The organism is Leclercia sp. UBA2479 (assembly GCF_002341985.1).
In the GTDB taxonomy this organism is placed as follows: Bacteria; Pseudomonadota; Gammaproteobacteria; order Enterobacterales; family Enterobacteriaceae; genus Enterobacter; species Enterobacter pneumoniae.
This window is the reverse complement of sequence record NZ_DDPB01000004.1, coordinates 214,445-233,061: the sequence shown is the minus strand read 5'-3', so window position 1 is coordinate 233,061 and position 18,617 is coordinate 214,445. Positions and strand designations below refer to the sequence as shown.

The following is an 18,617-nucleotide window of genomic DNA, read 5'->3' as shown; positions in this document are numbered from 1 at the left end:
GCTACGGATGCATCGGGATTAACTGCTGTACTGCCTGGTACCACATACCGTTTTGAAACGACATGAAGTAAAAGATGGTGCATCCGGGAGGATTCGAACCTCCGACCGCTCGGTTCGTAGCCGAGTACTCTATCCAGCTGAGCTACGGATGCATCGGGATTTACTGCTGTACTGCCTAGTACCACACACCGTTTCGAAAACGACGTGAAGTAAAAGATGGTGCATCCGGGAGGATTCGAACCTCCGACCGCTCGGTTCGTAGCCGAGTACTCTATCCAGCTGAGCTACGGATGCAAAATGGCGGTGAGGCGGGGATTCGAACCCCGGATGCAGCTTTTGACCGCATACTCCCTTAGCAGGGGAGCGCCTTCAGCCTCTCGGCCACCTCACCACACAACGCCTCTTTCGAGTGCTTCGAGTAACTCGTTAAGAGCTTCTCGTCGCTGCGTGGCGCATATATTACTTTCTGGGACTTATAAGTCAAACAATTTTCCATGCACTTTTTCTGTTTGCACAAATCGCAGGCAATTCGCATGTAAAAGAGGCAAAGAGGGTGTTTTATAAACGGATTTTGCGGGCATTTACGCAACGAAGTTCCATCAACCAGGCGAATAAAGATGAAGATAAGCAAAGAGAGACGGTGAAAAAGAGCGAAATTGAAATAGAAAGGTAACTTTAAGCAGGAAGAATGGCAGGAGGGTTGCGTCTCGCCTGAAAGCGAGACGCGATAATATCAGTAACTGGACTGCTGGGATTTTTCAGCCTGGATACGCTGGTAGATCTCTTCACGGTGTACAGAGACCTCTTTAGGGGCGTTCACACCAATACGAACCTGGTTACCCTTTACCCCTAAAACTGTCACGGTGACCTCATCCCCAATCATGAGGGTCTCACCAACTCGACGAGTCAGAATCAGCATTCTTTGCTCCTTGAAAGATTAAAAGAGTCGGGTCTCTTGTATCCCGGCATTATCCATCATATAACGCCAAAAAGTAAGCGATGACAAACACGTAAAGTGTAAGCAGTCACGGCATCACATTCTGTTAAACGTAAGTTTAGCCGATATACACAAACTCAACCTGACTTTATCATTATCGATAGCGTAGAGCGAAGTACGCCATAACACATAGGTTATGGCGTCTGTTTACGCTTTTTAGTTATTACAGTTTGGAACTCACCCAGCTCTCAACGCTGGTTAACGCTGCAGGAAGTGCCGCCGCATCCGTACCACCGGCTTGCGCCATGTCTGGACGACCGCCCCCTTTACCGCCCACTTGCTGAGCGACCATACCAATCAGTTCCCCTGCTTTAACACGGTCGGTCACGTCCTTAGACACGCCAGCAATCAGAGAAACCTTACCTTCAGCAACGGTCGCCAGCACAATGACTGCCGAACCGAGTTGGTTCTTCAGGTCATCGACCATGGTACGCAGCATCTTAGGCTCAACACCAGCCAGTTCACTGACCAGCAGTTTAATACCTTTAATTTCAACCGCTTTGCTGGAGAGATTTGCACTCTCCTGTACTGCCGCCTGCTCTTTCAGCTGCTGCAGCTCTTTTTCCAGCTGGCGAGTACGTTCGATAACGCTACGCACTTTCTCGCCCAGATTCTGGCTATCGCCTTTCAGCAGCTGTGCGATATCGTGCAGTTGATCGCTCTCAGCGTGCAGGTAAGCCAGCGCGCCTTCACCGGTGACCGCTTCGATACGACGAACGCCCGCCGCCGTTCCGGATTCGGACAGAATACGGAACAGGCCAATATCGCCCGTGCGAGAAGCATGCGTACCGCCACACAGTTCAGTAGAGAAGTCGCCCATGCTCAGCACACGAACACGCTCGTCATACTTCTCACCAAACAGTGCCATCGCCCCTTTTTGCTTCGCCGCATCGAGATCCATGATCTGAGTTTCGATTGGCAGATTGCGACGGATTTGGGCGTTCACCAGATCTTCCACCGCGCGGATTTCAGACGGTTTCATCGCTTCAAAGTGAGAGAAGTCGAAACGCAGCACTTTATCGTTAACCAGCGAGCCTTTCTGCGCAACGTGCGTCCCTAATACTTCACGCAGGGCTGCGTGCATCAGGTGAGTTGCGGAGTGGTTCAGACGAATACGCGCACGACGCGCTTCATCAACGACAGCTTGTACGCCCTCGCCCACTTTCAGTGAGCCGGAGGTCAGCGAACCTACATGACCAATCGCCTGGCCATATTTTTGCGTGTCGTTTACGGTGAAGCTAAAGCCGTTACCTTTCAGCACGCCCTTATCGCCCACCTGACCGCCGGACTCGGCATAAAATGCGGTTTTATCCAGTACAACAACGGCATCCTGACCCGCGGTAATGCTCTCTACCGCTTTGCCGTCAACAAACAGCGCCGTCACTTTGCCGTTCAGTTCCAGATGGTCATAACCCTGGAATTCAGACGCGCCATCCACACGGATCATCGCGTTGTAGTCAGCACCGAAACCGCTGGATTCACGCGCGCGACGGCGCTGCTCTTCCATTGCAGCTTCAAAGCCCGCTTCGTCTACCTTAATGTTACGCTCACGGCAAACGTCAGCCGTCAGGTCAACCGGGAAGCCGTAGGTGTCATACAGACGGAAGGCCGTTTCGCCATCCAGCGTGTCGCCCTTGAGTTTCGCCAGTTCATCATCCAGCAGCGCCAGCCCACGCTCCAGCGTACGGGCAAACTGCTCTTCCTCGGTTTTCAGAACCTGCTCTACCTGCGCCTGCTGGCGTTTCAGCTCATCGCCTGCTGAGCCCATTACGCTAACCAACGGCCCAACCAACTTGTAGAAGAAGGTATCTTTCGCGCCCAGCATGTTGCCATGACGAATGGCGCGACGAATGATGCGACGCAACACATAACCACGGTTTTCGTTCGACGGAATGACGCCGTCCGCAATCAGGAACGCACAAGAACGAATATGGTCAGCAATGACGCGCAGAGATTTGTTGCTCAGGTCGGTCGCACCGGTGACCTCTGCAACAGACTTAATCAGCGTGCTGAAGAGGTCAATATCGTAGTTGGAGTTAACGTGCTGCAGAACCGCGGCAATACGCTCAAGACCCATCCCCGTATCGACGGACGGTTTCGGCAGCGGCTCCATGGTACCGTCAGCCTGACGGTTGAACTGCATGAAGACGATATTCCAGATCTCAATGTAGCGATCGCCATCTTCTTCCGGGCTGCCCGGAGGGCCACCCCAGATATGGTCGCCGTGATCGTAGAAGATCTCGGTGCACGGACCGCAAGGGCCGGTATCGCCCATCTGCCAGAAGTTGTCAGACGCATAAGGTGCGCCTTTGTTATCACCGATGCGAATGATACGTTGGCGCGGGATACCGACCTCTTTTTCCCAGATTTCGTATGCTTCGTCGTCGGTCTCGTAAACAGTAACCCACAGACGATCTTTCGGCAGGTTGAACCAGTTTTCACCGGTCAGCAGTTCCCATGCGTACTGAATTGCATCGTGTTTGAAGTAGTCGCCGAAGCTGAAGTTGCCCAGCATTTCAAAGAAGGTGTGGTGACGTGCAGTGTAACCGACGTTTTCCAGGTCGTTGTGTTTACCGCCCGCACGCACGCAGCGCTGCGAGGTGGTTGCGCGGGAATAATTACGCTTGTCGAGACCAAGGAAAACATCCTTGAACTGGTTCATCCCGGCGTTGGTAAACAGTAATGTTGGATCGTTGTTTGGTACCAGGGAGCTGCTGGCAACAACCTGGTGTCCCTTACTATGGAAAAAATCGAGAAACGCCTGACGGATCTCAGCGGTGCTCTTGCTCATAATTATCCTGAAATCAAGCTAACGAAATGTCATAACCAGCCTGGACACACACTGTGTTGGACAGACCAGCTACTGGAAAAAGTGGGAATAAGATAAGTTTTCTTTTAAGGGAAGTAAAATCCCGCATGCGCTCAATCGGCAAAATTACGCCATATATCCTGAATATCTTCCATCAGGTAGCCGCGATAGAGCAAGAAGCGCTGGATTTTTACTTTTTCTGAAAACTCTTTTGGCAACGGCTCACCGTACTTACGTACAGCCTGCTCTCTCGCCTGTTCACACCAGTCTATTTCGCACTCGCGCATTGCCCGTTCCGTGGCTTCACGGTTGATCCCTTTTTGATTCAGCTCCTGGCGTATACGCTGAGGGCCGTAACCTTTGCGGCTGCGGCTGGCAATAAAGCGGGCGATAAAGCGGTTGTCGTCCAGATAGTTGTGTTCATAGCACCAGGCAATGACGCGGTCGTAATCTTCTGCGCTGGCATCGATCTCTTCCGGCCCCTTTTTGCCCATCACGGGTGCCATTAATTTGCGGCGCAACTCCTGCTCGCTGTGGTCGCGCACGCCGAGTATGCGTACCGCGCGATCCAGCAAGCGGTTGTAGGCCGGTCGTCGTGGGGTTGATTCGCTCATAGAGAACCTGCTGAATAACAAATGCAAAAAAGGGCCGCAATCGCAGCCCTTTTTTTACACGAAGTGATTAGAAGTCTTCTTTGGTTTCTTCAACGTCGGCATCATCGACCGCGAAGTCCGGTTTAGAATCCTGATTGCTGAGCAGCAGTTCACGGATTTTCTTCTCGATCTCTTTCGCTGCAGCCGGGTTCTCTTTCAGCCAGGAGATAGCATTCGCTTTACCCTGACCAATCTTGTCGCCGTTGTAGCTGTACCAGGCGCCAGCCTTCTCGATCAGCTTCTCTTTCACGCCCAGGTCAACCAGTTCACCGAAGAAGTTGATACCTTCGCCGTACATGATCTGGAACTCAGCCTGCTTGAACGGCGCGGCGATTTTGTTCTTCACGACCTTCACGCGGGTTTCGCTACCGACGACGTTATCGCCCTCTTTCACGGCACCGATACGGCGAATATCCAGACGCACAGAGGCGTAGAATTTCAGCGCGTTACCACCGGTGGTGGTCTCTGGGTTACCGAACATCACACCAATTTTCATACGGATCTGGTTGATGAAGATCAGCAGCGTGTTGGACTGCTTCAGGTTACCCGCCAGCTTACGCATCGCCTGGCTCATCATACGTGCCGCAAGGCCCATGTGAGAGTCGCCGATTTCGCCTTCGATTTCTGCTTTTGGCGTCAGTGCCGCAACGGAGTCGACGATGATGACGTCAACTGCGCCAGAGCGCGCCAGCGCGTCACAGATTTCCAGAGCCTGTTCACCGGTGTCCGGCTGAGAACAGAGCAGGTTGTCGATATCAACACCCAGTTTGCGGGCATATACCGGATCCAGCGCGTGCTCAGCATCGATAAACGCGCAGGTTTTACCTTCGCGCTGCGCCGCAGCCACAACCTGCAGAGTCAGGGTTGTTTTACCGGAAGATTCTGGACCGTAAATTTCTACGATACGCCCCATCGGCAGGCCACCTGCGCCCAGAGCAATATCCAGAGAAAGCGAACCGGTGGAGATAGTTTCAACATCCATGGAACGGTCTTCACCCAGGCGCATGATGGAGCCTTTACCGAATTGCTTTTCGATCTGGCCCAGTGCTGCCGCCAACGCTTTCTGTTTGTTTTCGTCGATAGCCATTATTACTCCTGTCATGCCGGGAGAAGCAACTGCGCTTCACCGTGGATTTCTGTTTCGTTGCCGCAATTATACTGTATAGTCATACAGTATCAAGTCTTTTGTAGAAATTGTTGCCAGAGTGTTTTTAACGCATATTCGGTGGCCTGACGGCGCACATTTTCCCGGTCGCCGGTGAAGCATTCGCGTCGGGTAATCCCCTCGCCCTGCGCCGTCGCAAAGCCAAACCATACGGTGCCGACCGGCTTAAGATCGCTGCCGCCATCCGGCCCGGCAATGCCGCTAATGGAGATCGCGTAATCGGCGCGGGCGGCACGTAATGCACCTATTGCCATCTCAATAACCACCGGTTCGCTCACTGCGCCATGCTCTTCCAGCGTCGGTTCCCGAACGCCAATCATTTGCGCTTTTGCTTCATTACTATAGGTAACAAATCCGCGTTCAAACCAGGCGGAGCTACCGGCGATATCGGTAATCACCTTCGCCACCCAGCCGCCAGTACAAGATTCTGCCGTGGTGAGCGTTGCGCCGCGCTGTTTCAGCGCTCGCCCTACTTCTTCGCTGAGCTGCATGAGTTCATGGTCAGTCATCATCGTTTAGGCTCCAGATAATCGTGCAGCACAAGATAGCACTTTCAGCAGAGATATGGGGACGAGGGGAAGTTTTTACGAGGGGGCTTCAGAAAATGCCGATGCAGAGGCATCGGCAGAATAGCGAATCACTTCATGCTGTTGACGAGAGTATCCACGTTGTGGCGAAACGCTTTAACGTAGGTGTCTGCCACGCCCCCTTTTGCAGAGAGCGCTTCGGGATAGAGCTCGCCGCCAGGCTGTGCGCCGGTCGCCGATGCAATCTGTTTCACGAGCCGCGGATCCAGCTGATTCTCCATAAACCAGGTCTTTACGCCGTCCGCTTTAATTTGCGTGATGATAGCGGCAACCTGGGCAGCGCTGGCTTCACTCTCCGATGATAGTCCCTGCGGAGCGATAAACGTGACCCCATAGGCGCGGCCAAAATAGCCGAAAGCGTCATGGCTGGTCAGCACTTTTCGCTTCGCCGTTGGGATGGGCTGAAAGCGTGCTTTTGCCCAGCTATCGAGCTCTGTTAACTGCGTAATATAGGATTTCCCCGCCGCCTCCAGCGCGACCTTTTCTTCGGGATCCGCCTTTATCAGCCCATTCAACACATTCCGGGCATACAACGCACCGTTGGCGGCGCTATTCCAGGCATGCGGATCGGTAATGGTCTCTCCGTCCTCAACCAGCGTGTGCGTTGGAACCCCCGCCGACGCCACCACCAGCGTGCCTTTAAAGCCGGAGGCCTTCACCAGCCGATCGAGCCAGCCCTCCAGCCCGAGTCCATTTACAACCACCACGTCGGCTTTACTCAGCGCTGCGCTGTCTTTCGGTGACGGTTCGAAAGTATGAGGATCGCCATCCGGCCCCACCAGCGTCGTTACCTTGACGTGGTCGCCCCCGACCTGTTGGGTGATATCCCCCAGAATCGAAAAACTGGCAACGACGTTCAGCGTCTTCGCCTGCACCCCCTGAGCCAGCAGGCTCAGTGCGAGCGCCATCATAACCCCTGTACGTTTCATCATTTCTCCTTGCATTAAAAAAGCGCTCGCAGGCTGTGAGCCAGCCTGCTGCGCGTGCCACATAAAATCGAAAAGAAAAAGAGACCACTGGCGGTGAGTACAATCGCCGGCCCCGCCGGTAGGCTGACCGCCCACGAGAGGCTAAGCCCCAGCCAGGCACAAAAAATGCCGCTTACCCCGGCAAAAAGAAGCAATCCGGGCAGCGTCCTCGCCCAGCAGCGGGCCGCCACCGCGGGCAGCATCATCAACCCCACCGCCATCAGCGTACCCAGCACCTGAAAACCGGCGACCAGATTGAGCACTAACAGCGCCAGAAAGAGACCGTGCAGTAGCGCAGGCAGCCAGCGGGCGTTCACCTGCAGCCAGGCCGTATCGAATGCCTCGCTAACCAGCCCGCGATAGAACAGCGCCAGCGTTAATAAGGTGAAGATGCAGACCCCCGCCACGAACAGCGCCGCATCACGGTCTACCGCCAGGATGGAACCAAATAGCAAGTGCAGGAGATCCACATTTGAACCGCGCAGCGACACCAGCGTCACCCCCAGCGCCAGGGAGCCAAGATAAAACCCGGCGAAACTGGCATCCTCTTTTAACGGCGTGCGTCGGCTCACCAGCCCCGCCACCAGCGCAACGGTTATCCCGGCGATAAACCCGCCGACGCTCATTGCCAGCAACGACATTCCGCTTAGCAGATAGCCCACCGCCACGCCCGGCAGAATGGCGTGCGAGAGCGCATCCCCCATCAGGCTCATGCGGCGTAGCAGTAAAAAGACCCCCAGCACCGTGGTACTGACCGACAACGCAAGGCAGACGACCAGCGCCCGGCGCATAAAGCCATATTCAATAAAGGGCTGAAAAAGGAGATGCCACATCATGCCACCCTCATCCCAACGCCGGTCTCTAAAGACGGGGCGGCATCCAGGCGCAGGACCTGCGAAAAGTGGCGCGTGACGCGCTCGCTGTCATGAAGCACCGCCAGCACGGTTCGCCCCTGCTGCGCCATCTCAAGTATCAGCTCCATCAATATGTGACTGGTCGCTTCATCCACGCCGGTGAAGGGTTCATCCAGCATGACCAGCGGCGCGTGCTGTACCATGACGCGCGCAAAAAGCATGCGTTGAAATTGCCCCCCGGAGAGTTCGTCAATCACCGAGCTTGCCAGCGCCGCCAGCCCTACCCGCTCCAGCGCATGATCGATACGCGCACGCGCCTGTCGTCCGGTTCCGGCAAACAGCGAGAGGGTTGGCCAGCATCCCATGCTTACGACATCCTTCACCGTCAGAGGGAATTGCGCCTCCAGCTCGTGTCGCTGGGCAAGCCAACCGATAACAGGCCGCTTTTCCTGCCAGCGGAACGTCCCGCTGACCGGAGGAAGGAATCCTGCCAGCGTTTTCAGGAGCGTCGATTTGCCGCAGCCGTTAGCGCCGGTGATGGCGGTCATACTGCCGCGCAGGATCACCTCATCCAGCGGACGCGTGATGGGCTGGCGGTGGTAGCCCACCACGAGGCGTTGTAGTTCGATCATGGGAGTGCTACCGCCCAGCGCACCGCAAAGACGATGGCTAAAACCAGCGTCAGCGCATACAACACGCGCGTTAACGAAGAGAGAGAGAAGAGAGAGTGCGTCATCAGTCACCCGATAAATTATGTTATAACATAACAATAAAGAGGTGTGCCGTGATTGTAAACACCGGGCGGCTAACGGGAGTGTGGATAAATGTTACAGCCCCCTCTCCTGCCGGGGAGGGAGCGAAAGATTACTGACTGAACGGCGACGCCGCAGGCACGCGCGCCAGCGCAACGGCCTGGCCCAGTTGCCACACTGCCATTGCGTAGTGGGTGCTGTGGTTATAGCGGGTGATGGTGTAGAAGTTTGGCAGACCATACCAGTATTGATAACCGGTACCGATATCCAGACGCAGCAGGCTCGCCTGCTGGTGGTCACCCAGCGACTGCATAGGCATTAAACCGGCGGCGGCCAGCTGGGATACGCTGTACTTGGTTTTAAAACCATTTTCCAGCCCTGGAGCCTGCCCGTTAGCCTGAACGGCGACCGGATCGCCCTTCACCCAACCGTGTTCTTTAAAGTAGTTCGCCACGCTGCCGATGGCATCTTCCGGATCCCATAGATTGATATGGCCGTCTCCGTTGAAATCTACCGCGTACTGCTTATACGAAGAGGGCATAAACTGGCCATAGCCCATCGCCCCTGCGAAAGAGCCTTTCAGATCCAGCGGATCGTCCTGCTCGTCGCGAGCCATCAGCAGGAAGGTTTCCAGTTCAGAAGAGAAATACTCGGCGCGACGCGGATAGTTGAAAGAGAGCGTTGCCAGCGCATCGAGAATGCGCGTTTTCCCCATCACACGGCCCCAGCGGGTCTCCACGCCAATAATGCCGACGATAATTTCCGGCGGCACGCCATACACCTGCCAGGCGCGGTTAAGGGTCTCTTCATGTTGATTCCAGAAGGCAACGCCATTTTGCACATTATCTGGGGTGATAAACTGCTTGCGATAACGCAGCCATGCCCCGTTTGGTCCGGTCGGCACCTGCGCTGTCGGTGCCTGTCGGTCCATCAGGCGCAGCACGTAATCCAGACGTTTCGCCTGCGACAGGATCTCCTGCAACTGCTGTTTATTGAAGCCGTGTTTGCTCACCATTTTATCGATGAACTGTTGAGCCGCCGGGTTGTTGGCGAAGTCGCCACCCATCTGCATCACATTGTGTTGCGGCTCAAGTAAGAAGCCGCCGGAAGGGGCGCCAGCCGTCTGCTGAACTTCCTCTGTTTTTGGTTTGCTGCTGCAGGCAGCCAGCATAATCAGCGCAGGTAACAGCGCTGCATAACGACGCTTAAACATGGCACATCCATTGAACGAATTCGATAAGTGGCAAGTATGGTAAAGCATCCCCGACACCACAAGGAAGCGGTTCTGTGGTCGCCAGCAAAATCTTTCATTTTTATCCATGAATGCACCAGGGTGAATGCTTTATGATAGGCCGCCCCTTCTGCTGTGGCAGGGGCGCGGGAAGGATCGTAAACGGAGAGAAACATGAGTGATTTTCTGTTAAATGCAGGCCGTCAAACCCTGATGCTGGAGCTACAGGAGGCCAGTCGCCTGCCTGAAAGGCTGGGGGAGGAGTTTGTCTGTGCGGCAAATACGCTTATCCACTGCGAAGGCAAAGTGATTGTCTCGGGTATCGGTAAATCAGGCCATATCGGCAAGAAAATTGCGGCCACCCTCGCCAGCACCGGCACGCCAGCCTTTTTCGTCCACGCAGCAGAGGCGCTGCACGGAGATTTGGGCATGATTGAAAGCCGTGACGTGCTGCTGTTCATCTCTTACTCTGGCTCGGCCAAAGAGCTGGATCTGATCATCCCACGCCTGCAGGAAAAATCGGTCGACCTGCTGGCGATGACCGGCAAAACCCGTTCCCCGCTGGCGCTGGCCGCCAAAGCGGTGCTGGATATCTCAGTCGAGCGCGAAGCCTGCCCAATGCACCTGGCTCCCACCTCCAGCACCGTGAATACGCTGATGATGGGCGATGCGCTGGCCATGGCAGTGATGCAGGCGCGCGGCTTTAATGAGGAAGACTTTGCGCGCTCCCATCCGGCGGGTGCCCTGGGCGCACGTCTGCTTAATAAAGTGCACCATCTGATGCGCGCCGGCGATGCCATCCCGCAGGTGAAACTCACCACCAGCGTGATGGATGCGATGCTTGAACTGAGCCGTACCGGGCTGGGTCTGGTTGCGGTATGTGATGAGCGCGAGCAGGTGAAAGGCGTCTTTACCGACGGCGATCTGCGCCGCTGGCTGGTAGGCGGCGGCACGCTGCAGGCCATCGTCAGCGAGGCAATGACGCCCGGCGGCCAGACGTTGAACGCCGACAGCCGGGCCATTGAGGCCAAAGAGGTACTACTGAAGCGTAAGATCGCCGCCGCCCCGGTGGTGGATGAGCACGGCAAGCTCTGCGGTGCCATCAACCTTCAGGACTTCTATCAGGCCGGAATTATCTAGCCCTTCAGCCCCAGACGTTTTGCCAGCCGGTGCAGGTTGGCCACGTCGGTTTCCAGCGCCCGCGCGCTTGCCGCCCAACTGCGGTTGTTCTGTTCCAGCGCGCGGGTAATCATTTGCCGTTGAAAATCTTCTGTCGCTTCACGAAGGTTTTCTTTCCCCGGTGCCGGGGCATCCGCTGTCACCGCCAGGGGGGTGTCATCCTGCAGGGCAAAATGGCCGGGCTGAATCACTACCTCATCGCCATGGCGCGCGGCCCGCGCCAGCACTACCGCCCGGTGAATGGCATGTTCAAGTTCGCGCACGTTGCCGGGCCATCCGTAGCCCAGCAGATGCGAACGGGCGGCAGGGCTTAGCACGACGCGAGCAAGACCCATTTTCAGACGACACTGCTCGCAGAAAAAGCCCGCCAGCAGCACCACATCTTCGCCACGCTCACGTAACGGCGGCACGGAGAGTGGAAATACACTCAGGCGATGGAAAAGATCGGCGCGGAAATTACCGACCAGCACTTCCTCGCGCAGATCGCGGTTGGTAGCCGCCAGAACGCGCACATTGACGCGCAGGCTGCGGTCATCCCCCACCCGCTGGATATCGCCATACTGCAACACGCGCAGCAGCTTGGCCTGCAACGATAACGATAGCTCACCAATTTCATCAAGAAACAGCGTGCCGTTGTCGGCCATTTCAAACTTACCGCTACGGTTGCTGATAGCCCCGGTAAATGCCCCTTTCACATGCCCAAAGAGTTCACTCTCCGCCACGCTTTCTGGCAGTGCGGCGCAATTGAGATAGACCAGCGGGTTGACCGCGCGCGGCGAAGCCTCGTGGATCCCCTTCGCGACCAGCTCTTTGCCGGTACCGGTCTCGCCAAAGATCAATACGTTGAGGTCAGACGCCGCCACGATGTCGATCTCTTTTTTGAGCTGTATCATCCCCGGCGAGAGGCCAATCATCTCGGTATGCGCCACGGGCTCAAATGCCGCCGGGCTACCGGGCAACATATTCTGGCTCTCCAGTTGTTCAATCAGCAGCGCATTGTTCAGCGCCCCGGCGGCCAGCGCGGCAATCAACCGCAACTCCTCATCACTGAAGGTATCGAACTGGTCCGGCGACATACCGTCGAGGGTGAGCGCCCCTATCAGATTTTGCCCGGCAAACAGCGGCAGGCCGATGCAGGCATGCACCTTCAGGCTCTCCTGCCCCGGGATGAGGCCATCGTAGGGATCGGGCAGATCGCTGTCTGCGGGAAAGCGCACCACATCCCCGGCGCGGGCGATGGTTTCAAGCCGCGGGTGGCCTTCAAGCGAGAAGCGCCGCCCCAAAACATCCTGCGCCAGTCCATCGATAGCCAACGGTATAAACTGCCGCCCTTCATAGCGCAGCAGCGCCGAAGCATCACAGGCCAGTACGTGACGCAGAGTCGAAATTAAGCGTTGAAAACGGTCCTGATGACCGATACCGGTTTGCAACTCGATAGCGATTTTCGCCAGCACGTCTACGGAAAAGCTCATATCTGCCTCGTTGTCATTTTGACAATTCATAATGTCATATTGACAATATTTATGATAGTCATTATGACTACCCACTGTGAGTTATTATTTAATAAATTCATTTAAATCAATTAGTTAAAAAACTGGCACGCATCTTGATATAGGCAATACATCTTTCTTAAACATGCCGCATTTAATTATCGAGGTTGCTATGTCTATTCTGGTTAAAAATAACATTCATTGGGTTGGTCAACGTGACTGGGAAGTGCGTGATTTTCACGGAACGGAATACAAAACGCTGCGCGGCAGCAGCTATAACAGCTATCTCATTCGTGAAGGTAAAAACGTCCTGATTGATACCGTCGATCATAAATTCAGCCGCGAGTTCGTGCAGAACCTGCGTAGCGAAATTGATCTGGAGGCTATCGACTACATCATCATTAACCACGCGGAAGAGGACCACGCCGGGGCGCTGACCGAGCTGATGTCCCATATTCCGAACACGCCAATCTACTGCACCACCAATGCCATCGACTCGATTAACGGTCATCACCACCATCCGGAGTGGAATTTCCACACCGTGAAAACCGGCGATACCCTGGATATCGGTAACGGCAAACAGCTGATTTTTGTGGAAACGCCAATGCTGCACTGGCCGGACAGCATGATGACCTACATGACCGACGACGCGGTACTGTTCAGTAACGACGCCTTCGGCCAGCACTACTGCGATGAACGTCTGTTCAATGACGAAGTGGACCAGACCGAGCTGTTCGAACAGTGCCAGCGCTACTACGCCAACATTCTTACGCCATTCAGCCGTCTGGTGACGCCAAAAATTACCGAGATCCTCGGCTTTAACCTGCCGGTGGATATGATTGCCACCTCCCACGGCGTGGTATGGCGTGAAAATCCCACGCAGATTGTCGAGCTGTACCTGAAATGGGCGGCGGATTACCAGGAAGACCGCATCACTATCTTCTACGACACCATGTCCAACAACACCCGCATGATGGCGGACGCCATTGCCCAGGGGATCAACGAAGTGGATCCGAACGTGGCGGTGAAAATTTTCAACGTGGCTCGCAGCGATAAAAACGAAATCCTGACCAATACCTTCCGCTCTAAAGGCGTGCTGGTGGGCACCTCCACCATGAACAACGTGATGATGCCAAAAATCGCGGGCCTCGTGGAGGAGATGACCGGCCTGCGTTTCCGTAATAAACGCGCCAGCGCCTTTGGCTCCCACGGCTGGAGCGGCGGCGCGGTTGACCGACTCTCTACCCGCCTGCAGGATGCCGGTTTCGAAATGTCCATGAGCCTGAAAGCCAAATGGCGCCCGGACATCGACGCACTGGAAATCTGCCGCCAGCACGGTCGCGATATCGCCCGTCAGTGGGCACTCGCTCCGCTGCCGGAAGCCACAGCAAAACCGGCCGAACCACAGCCTGCCAGCAGCTGTGCCACCGCTTCTGCCGATCTCGGCCCGCGCATGCAGTGCAGCGTCTGCCAGTGGATTTATGACCCGGAACTGGGCGAGCCGCTGCAGGATGTTGCGCCGGGCACGCCGTGGAGTGACGTACCAGACAACTTCCTCTGCCCGGAATGTTCCCTTGGTAAAGACGTCTTTGACGAACTGGCATCGGAGGCAAAATGAATAACGGAATCGTGATCATCGGCTCGGGCTTTGCCGCCCGCCAGCTGGTGAAAAATATCCGCAAACAGGATCCCAGCGTTCAGCTGACGGTGATTGCCGCCGACAGCATGGACGAGTACAACAAACCTGATTTAAGCCACGTCATTAGCCAGAATCAGCGTGCCGAAGATCTCACCCGCCAGACGGCGGGGGAGTTCGCGGAACAGTACAACCTGCGCCTGTTCCCCTATACCTGGGTCACCGATATCGACGCCGCTGCGCACGTCGTGAAAGCGAAAGATCATACCTGGCAGTACGACAAACTGGTGCTGGCCACGGGCGCCTCCGCTTTTGTGCCGCCGATTGAAGGCCGCGAGCTGATGATTACGCTGAACAGCCAGCAGGAGTACCAGGCCAGCGAAACGTGGCTTCGCGACGCGCAGCGCGTAATGATTGTCGGCGGTGGTCTGATTGGCACCGAGCTGGCGATGGACTTTTGTCGGGCGGGTAAAGCCGTCACGCTGGTCGATCACGCGGCGAGCATTCTGTCAGCGCTGATACCCGCCGAAGTAAGCAGTCGCTTACAGCACCGTTTAACCGATATGGGCGTACACCTGCTGCTGAAATCTCAGCTGCAAAGCCTGACCCGTACCGAAACCGGCATTCGCGCCACCCTCGATCGCAACCGCAGCGTAGACATTGATGTGGTGATTGCCGCGACCGGGCTGCGTCCGGAAACGGCGCTGGCGCACCGCGCGGGAGCGGAGACAAACCGTGGCGTGAAGGTCGACAGTTACCTGCAAACCACGCAGCCCGACATCTATGCGCTGGGCGACTGCGCTGAGATCAACGGCCAGCTTCTGCCCTTCCTGCAGCCGATACAGCTTAGCGCGATGTATCTGGCGAAAAACCTGCTCGGGGGCAGCGCGCCCCTGAAATTACCCGCGATGCTGGTGAAGGTGAAAACGCCTGAACTGCCCCTGCACCTTGCAGGCGAAACCCAGCGTCAGGATCTGAACTGGCAAATCACCATCGAACCACAGGGCATGGTGGCCAAAGGCGCTGACAGCGAGGGACAGCTACGCGCCTTCGTGGTCAGCGAAGATCGCATGAAGGAGGCCTTTGCCCTGCTGAAATCTCTGCCCGCTTAACCCTCTCTGCCACTCTTACTTAACCTTTGGATCTTTTATCCGCAGCCCCGATGTCCCGGGGCTTTTTTCTGTCTAAATGCGGAACAACCGCAAAACCTCACCCTGTTTTATGCCGCCTATCCTGCTTAACCTGAAGCGGTATTCAACGGCGGAAGAGCGTGACATGACAAACCTCAAACAGGATCTGGCTTATCTGGAGCGGTGGTTCAGGAAGGTTCAGCCCGCCGAACCCGTGCTGTGGCGCTGGCTCTATCTTACCCCGTCGCAGCGCATGGAACGGCTACGCGAGCTTATGCTGCCGCTCGGCGAGAAAAAATCCTGACCCGAACCGGGTTGTGACGCTTTCAAAGGCTTTATTGCAAAAAGCGGAACAGGTTGATCAACTCCACCCTATTTCTTCCTGAAAAGCCCTTACACTCTCAACACACCTCATTAGATGCCGATCAAAGCCATGCGCCTGTTACAAAAAATTCGTCAGTATCAGCGGCTCTCTCTGCACTACGGCTCTTCGCCCAGGCAAACGACCCTTGCCGAAGTCGCGGAGGTGGCGGTCTGCAGTGAACGGCATGCGCGCACCCTGTTACGCCAGCTGGCGGAAAACGGCTGGCTACGCTGGGAGGCCCAGCCCGGACGCGGCCACCGCGCCACGCTGCACTGCCTGCGCACCACCAGCGAACTGAGCGCTCCGCTGATGCGCGCCTGCCTGGAAAAGGGTGACTACCAAAGCGCCCTGCAGCTGGCCGATGGCGATCCCGCCAGCCTGCATCACATCATTACCCCTTTTCTGGGCGGTAAATGGCTGAAGCACCAGCCGACGCTGCGTATTCCCTGGTACCGTCCCCTCACCTCCCTGCATCCGGCACTGCAACGCCGTCGCGCAGAACAACATATTATCTGTGCGGTACATGCAGGCTTAACCCGCAATGAACCCGGTCAACCGCACCCTATAGGCGATCTGGCACACCACTATGCTTCTCTTGATGGGGGACGGCGCTGGCATTTCTATCTGCGTAGCGGCGCGCACTGGCACAACGGCCAGCCTATTACCAACGACGATATCCTGACGGCGATGCGGCAGCTGCTGGCCGACCCGACGCGTAATGTCGGGTTGCAGCATATCGCCTCGCTTACGCGGGTGGCCCCCTGGTGTCTGGAAATCGAGCTCACTCGCGCCGATGCGCTGTTACCACAGCGGCTAGCGCATCCGGTCTGCCGTTTACCCCATCCACGCCAGCCCGAGATCGGCGCGGGCCCCTTTGCCATTGCCCGCCATCATTCACATTATTTGCGGCTGGAACGTCAGCCCTGGTACTTTGGCCATCACCCGCTACTGCATGCGATAGAGTTCTGGCGCACCGGCTCAATGCTGGAGAAACCGGCGTGGATTACCGTAGGCAAGGGCAATACAACCCAGGAAGCGGTGACCTCCACCAGCAGCGGCTTTGCCTGGCTGATGGTCAATAGCGCACTGCCCAAAGCACTTGCCGCCGCCTTACGTCACCAGGCGATAAGCCTTAACCAGCGCTGCTTTGCCTCCCGCAGCGACCTGCAGATCCGCAGCGACATTCTGCCCGGCCTGCACGTGAAAGAACCGCCGGAACCGGCAGCCTGCCCGCTGCCAGCCCGTCTGAAACTGGTGTGTTATCACACGCCCGAACTGCGGGAGCTGGCAGAGAAATGGCGACAACACTTGATGCGGCACGGTTGCCTGTTGCAGATCGAATGGCGAGACCGTGATGGCTGGCATCAGCCGGATGTGCTGGCCGACGCCGACCTGCTATTGGGGGACTATCTGGCGAGGGAAAACGCCGGGTTCGCGCTGGGGGAGTGGTTGATTTACGAGCCCGCCTGGCAGACCGCGTTAGGCGTGGCGCGCTGGCAGAAAAAGAAGCAGCAGCTTATGCAGATGTGCGACAGCGAAGCCCACTTTAACGCCCAACTGACGCCCCTCTTTCAACAGATTTTTGACGAGGGAACCTGTACGCCGCTGTTCCACTATCGCTATCAAATCAATGCCCTGGAAAATGTGCAGGATATGGTCTTAACCGCAGGGGGCTGGCTCGATTTCACCCGCGCCTGGCTTCCCCCGCCTGCAGGCTAGCGATGCGGCCCGGCCACCACCGAGTCACGCAATATCAGCTCGCCGGCAAAGTTTTGCTGTGAGGTGAAATCGCCGCCATCGAGCATAAAGATCAGCCTGCTGATGGTCTCTTTAATCATTTCAGTGACAGGCACCCGGACGCTGGAGAGCGACGGAACGATATAAGGGGCGATGGCAACGTCATCGAAACCAATGACCGAGACCGCTGCCGGGGTGGCGATCCCACTCTCGTGCAGCTGCTTGATGGCACCAATCGCCATATCATCATTACTGGCTACCAGTGCGCTGAAGGTCTCACCGCGAGCCAGCAACGTTGAAACCCCCGCCGCGCCGCTCGCCGGGTTCCATTTCCCCTCTACAATCAGCGACTCACGCAGCGGGATCTGATGCTGCGCCAGCGCCGCTTTGTAGCCACTCAGACGTTCTATCCCGGTTGGGGAGTCCAGCGAGCCGGTGATAAAGGCGATATCGCGATGACCCAGCTTGATAAGCTGCGTCACCGCGGCCTCGCTGGAGGCAATGTGATCGGACCAAACGCAATGGCTGCTGTTTTTACGCAGGCGACGGTTAAGCACCATCACCGGCTGGCTGTGATCCTGAATAATGGCATCCATCTCATCGACGCTGAGAAAACGCGGATAAATAATGATCGCGTCGCAGCGCATATCCAGCAGATACTGAATCGCCTCACGCTCCTCTTCCGCGCTGTGTTTGCCATCGGCCAGGATGAGCTGCCGCCCACGCTCCTCGGTCATTCGCGCGGCATGGAACAACAGCTCGCTGAAGTAGACACCATGATAGAGGGTGTTAGTTACCACCAGCCCCAGGGTTTGCGTGCGTTTGGTCGCGAGGTTTCGCGCCAGTAAATTGGGGCGATAGCCACTCTCGTCAATGGCCTGAAACACGCGGTCTTTTGTCTCCTGGCTTACGTAACCGTTGCCCGAAAGCACCCGGGAAACCGTCGCCTTCGAAACCCCTGCCCGCTTCGCCACTTCCAGCATCGTGGTCATCACTTTTCCCTCTCAATCTAATGAGCGGCAGTGTACTTCACGGCGATTAAATTGTCGCAGCGGGAATATCACA

16 protein-coding genes and 3 tRNA genes are annotated in these 18,617 nt (G+C 56.3%); 5 read left to right on the top strand and 14 right to left on the bottom strand.

What is annotated here, in order from left to right:
- Nucleotides 1-75: 75 nt before the first annotated feature.
- The 12 genes from B3B59_RS04280 to mltB all read right to left on the bottom strand — a co-directional run bounded on the left by B3B59_RS04280 (nt 76) and on the right by mltB (nt 9,998).
- Nucleotides 76-152: transfer RNA gene (locus B3B59_RS04280), tRNA-Arg, on the bottom strand.
- 65 nt (nt 153-217) lie between these two features.
- Nucleotides 218-294, bottom strand: a tRNA-Arg gene (locus B3B59_RS04275).
- Between the two features lie 4 nt (nt 295-298).
- Nucleotides 299-391, bottom strand: a tRNA-Ser gene (locus B3B59_RS04270).
- A gap of 342 nt (nt 392-733) precedes the next feature.
- A complete protein-coding gene (csrA, locus tag B3B59_RS04265; protein ID WP_000906486.1) occupies nt 734-919 on the bottom strand; it encodes a carbon storage regulator CsrA in 186 nt (61 codons plus the stop codon).
- Between the two features lie 241 nt (nt 920-1,160).
- On the bottom strand, nt 1,161-3,788 hold the full coding sequence (gene alaS / locus B3B59_RS04260; RefSeq protein WP_286808162.1) for an alanine--tRNA ligase: 2,628 nt from the start codon (nt 3,786-3,788) through the stop codon (nt 1,161-1,163).
- Between the two features lie 131 nt (nt 3,789-3,919).
- Nucleotides 3,920-4,420, bottom strand: coding sequence for a recombination regulator RecX (gene recX / locus B3B59_RS04255; protein ID WP_040074289.1), 501 nt, complete (start codon nt 4,418-4,420; stop codon nt 3,920-3,922).
- A gap of 67 nt (nt 4,421-4,487) precedes the next feature.
- Entirely contained in the window at nt 4,488-5,546 is a 1,059-nt protein-coding gene (gene recA / locus B3B59_RS04250) for a recombinase RecA (protein WP_040074288.1), read from the bottom strand.
- An 89-nt stretch (nt 5,547-5,635) separates the two neighbouring features.
- On the bottom strand, nt 5,636-6,133 hold the full coding sequence (gene pncC / locus B3B59_RS04245; protein ID WP_046886163.1) for a nicotinamide-nucleotide amidase: 498 nt from the start codon (nt 6,131-6,133) through the stop codon (nt 5,636-5,638).
- A 128-nt stretch (nt 6,134-6,261) separates the two neighbouring features.
- Nucleotides 6,262-7,140, bottom strand: a complete 879-nt coding sequence (locus B3B59_RS04240) for a metal ABC transporter substrate-binding protein (protein WP_263617504.1) — start codon at nt 7,138-7,140, stop codon at nt 6,262-6,264.
- Nucleotides 7,141-7,154: 14 nt separating this feature from the next.
- The gene (locus B3B59_RS04235; protein ID WP_286808160.1) at nt 7,155-8,015 is read right to left on the bottom strand and encodes a metal ABC transporter permease; all 861 of its coding nucleotides are present in this window, start codon (nt 8,013-8,015) and stop codon (nt 7,155-7,157) included.
- On the bottom strand, nt 8,012-8,665 hold the full coding sequence (locus B3B59_RS04230) for a metal ABC transporter ATP-binding protein (RefSeq protein WP_040074285.1): 654 nt from the start codon (nt 8,663-8,665) through the stop codon (nt 8,012-8,014). The genes B3B59_RS04235 and B3B59_RS04230 overlap by 4 nt, the downstream gene beginning before the upstream one ends.
- Nucleotides 8,666-8,897: 232 nt before the next feature.
- Nucleotides 8,898-9,998: a lytic murein transglycosylase B gene (gene mltB / locus B3B59_RS04225; protein WP_046886138.1), complete on the bottom strand. Its 1,101-nt coding sequence runs from the start codon at nt 9,996-9,998 to the stop codon at nt 8,898-8,900.
- Nucleotides 9,999-10,190: 192 nt separating this feature from the next.
- Here mltB and gutQ point away from each other — a divergent pair, with 192 nt between their 5' ends.
- Nucleotides 10,191-11,156 (top strand): arabinose-5-phosphate isomerase GutQ, encoded by a 966-nt coding sequence (gene gutQ / locus B3B59_RS04220; protein WP_286808159.1) that lies wholly within the window; start codon nt 10,191-10,193, stop codon nt 11,154-11,156.
- Here the strand turns inward: gutQ and norR are convergent.
- Nucleotides 11,153-12,667, bottom strand: a complete 1,515-nt coding sequence (gene norR, locus B3B59_RS04215; protein ID WP_286808158.1) for a nitric oxide reductase transcriptional regulator NorR — start codon at nt 12,665-12,667, stop codon at nt 11,153-11,155. The genes gutQ and norR overlap by 4 nt on opposite strands.
- 190 nt (nt 12,668-12,857) lie before the next feature.
- On the opposite strand from norR, the gene norV reads away from it, so the two are divergent.
- The 4 genes from norV (at nt 12,858) to B3B59_RS04195 (ending at nt 17,534) form a co-directional block, all read left to right on the top strand.
- Entirely contained in the window at nt 12,858-14,303 is a 1,446-nt protein-coding gene (gene norV / locus B3B59_RS04210) for an anaerobic nitric oxide reductase flavorubredoxin (RefSeq protein ID WP_286808157.1), read from the top strand.
- A complete protein-coding gene (gene norW / locus B3B59_RS04205) occupies nt 14,300-15,433 on the top strand; it encodes an NADH:flavorubredoxin reductase NorW (RefSeq protein WP_286808155.1) in 1,134 nt (377 codons plus the stop codon). The genes norV and norW overlap by 4 nt, the downstream gene beginning before the upstream one ends.
- Before the next feature lie 163 nt (nt 15,434-15,596).
- Complete coding sequence (locus B3B59_RS04200) at nt 15,597-15,755, top strand: hypothetical protein (protein WP_207292290.1); 159 nt, start codon at nt 15,597-15,599, stop codon at nt 15,753-15,755.
- Between the two features lie 129 nt (nt 15,756-15,884).
- Nucleotides 15,885-17,534 carry an SgrR family transcriptional regulator gene (locus B3B59_RS04195; RefSeq protein ID WP_286808152.1) on the top strand — a complete coding sequence of 550 codons (1,650 nt, stop codon included), beginning with the start codon at nt 15,885-15,887 and terminating at the stop codon, nt 17,532-17,534.
- Here the strand turns inward: B3B59_RS04195 and B3B59_RS04190 are convergent.
- Nucleotides 17,531-18,544 carry a LacI family DNA-binding transcriptional regulator gene (locus tag B3B59_RS04190; protein ID WP_040074278.1) on the bottom strand — a complete coding sequence of 338 codons (1,014 nt, stop codon included), beginning with the start codon at nt 18,542-18,544 and terminating at the stop codon, nt 17,531-17,533. The genes B3B59_RS04195 and B3B59_RS04190 overlap by 4 nt on opposite strands.
- Nucleotides 18,545-18,617 lie beyond the last annotated feature (73 nt).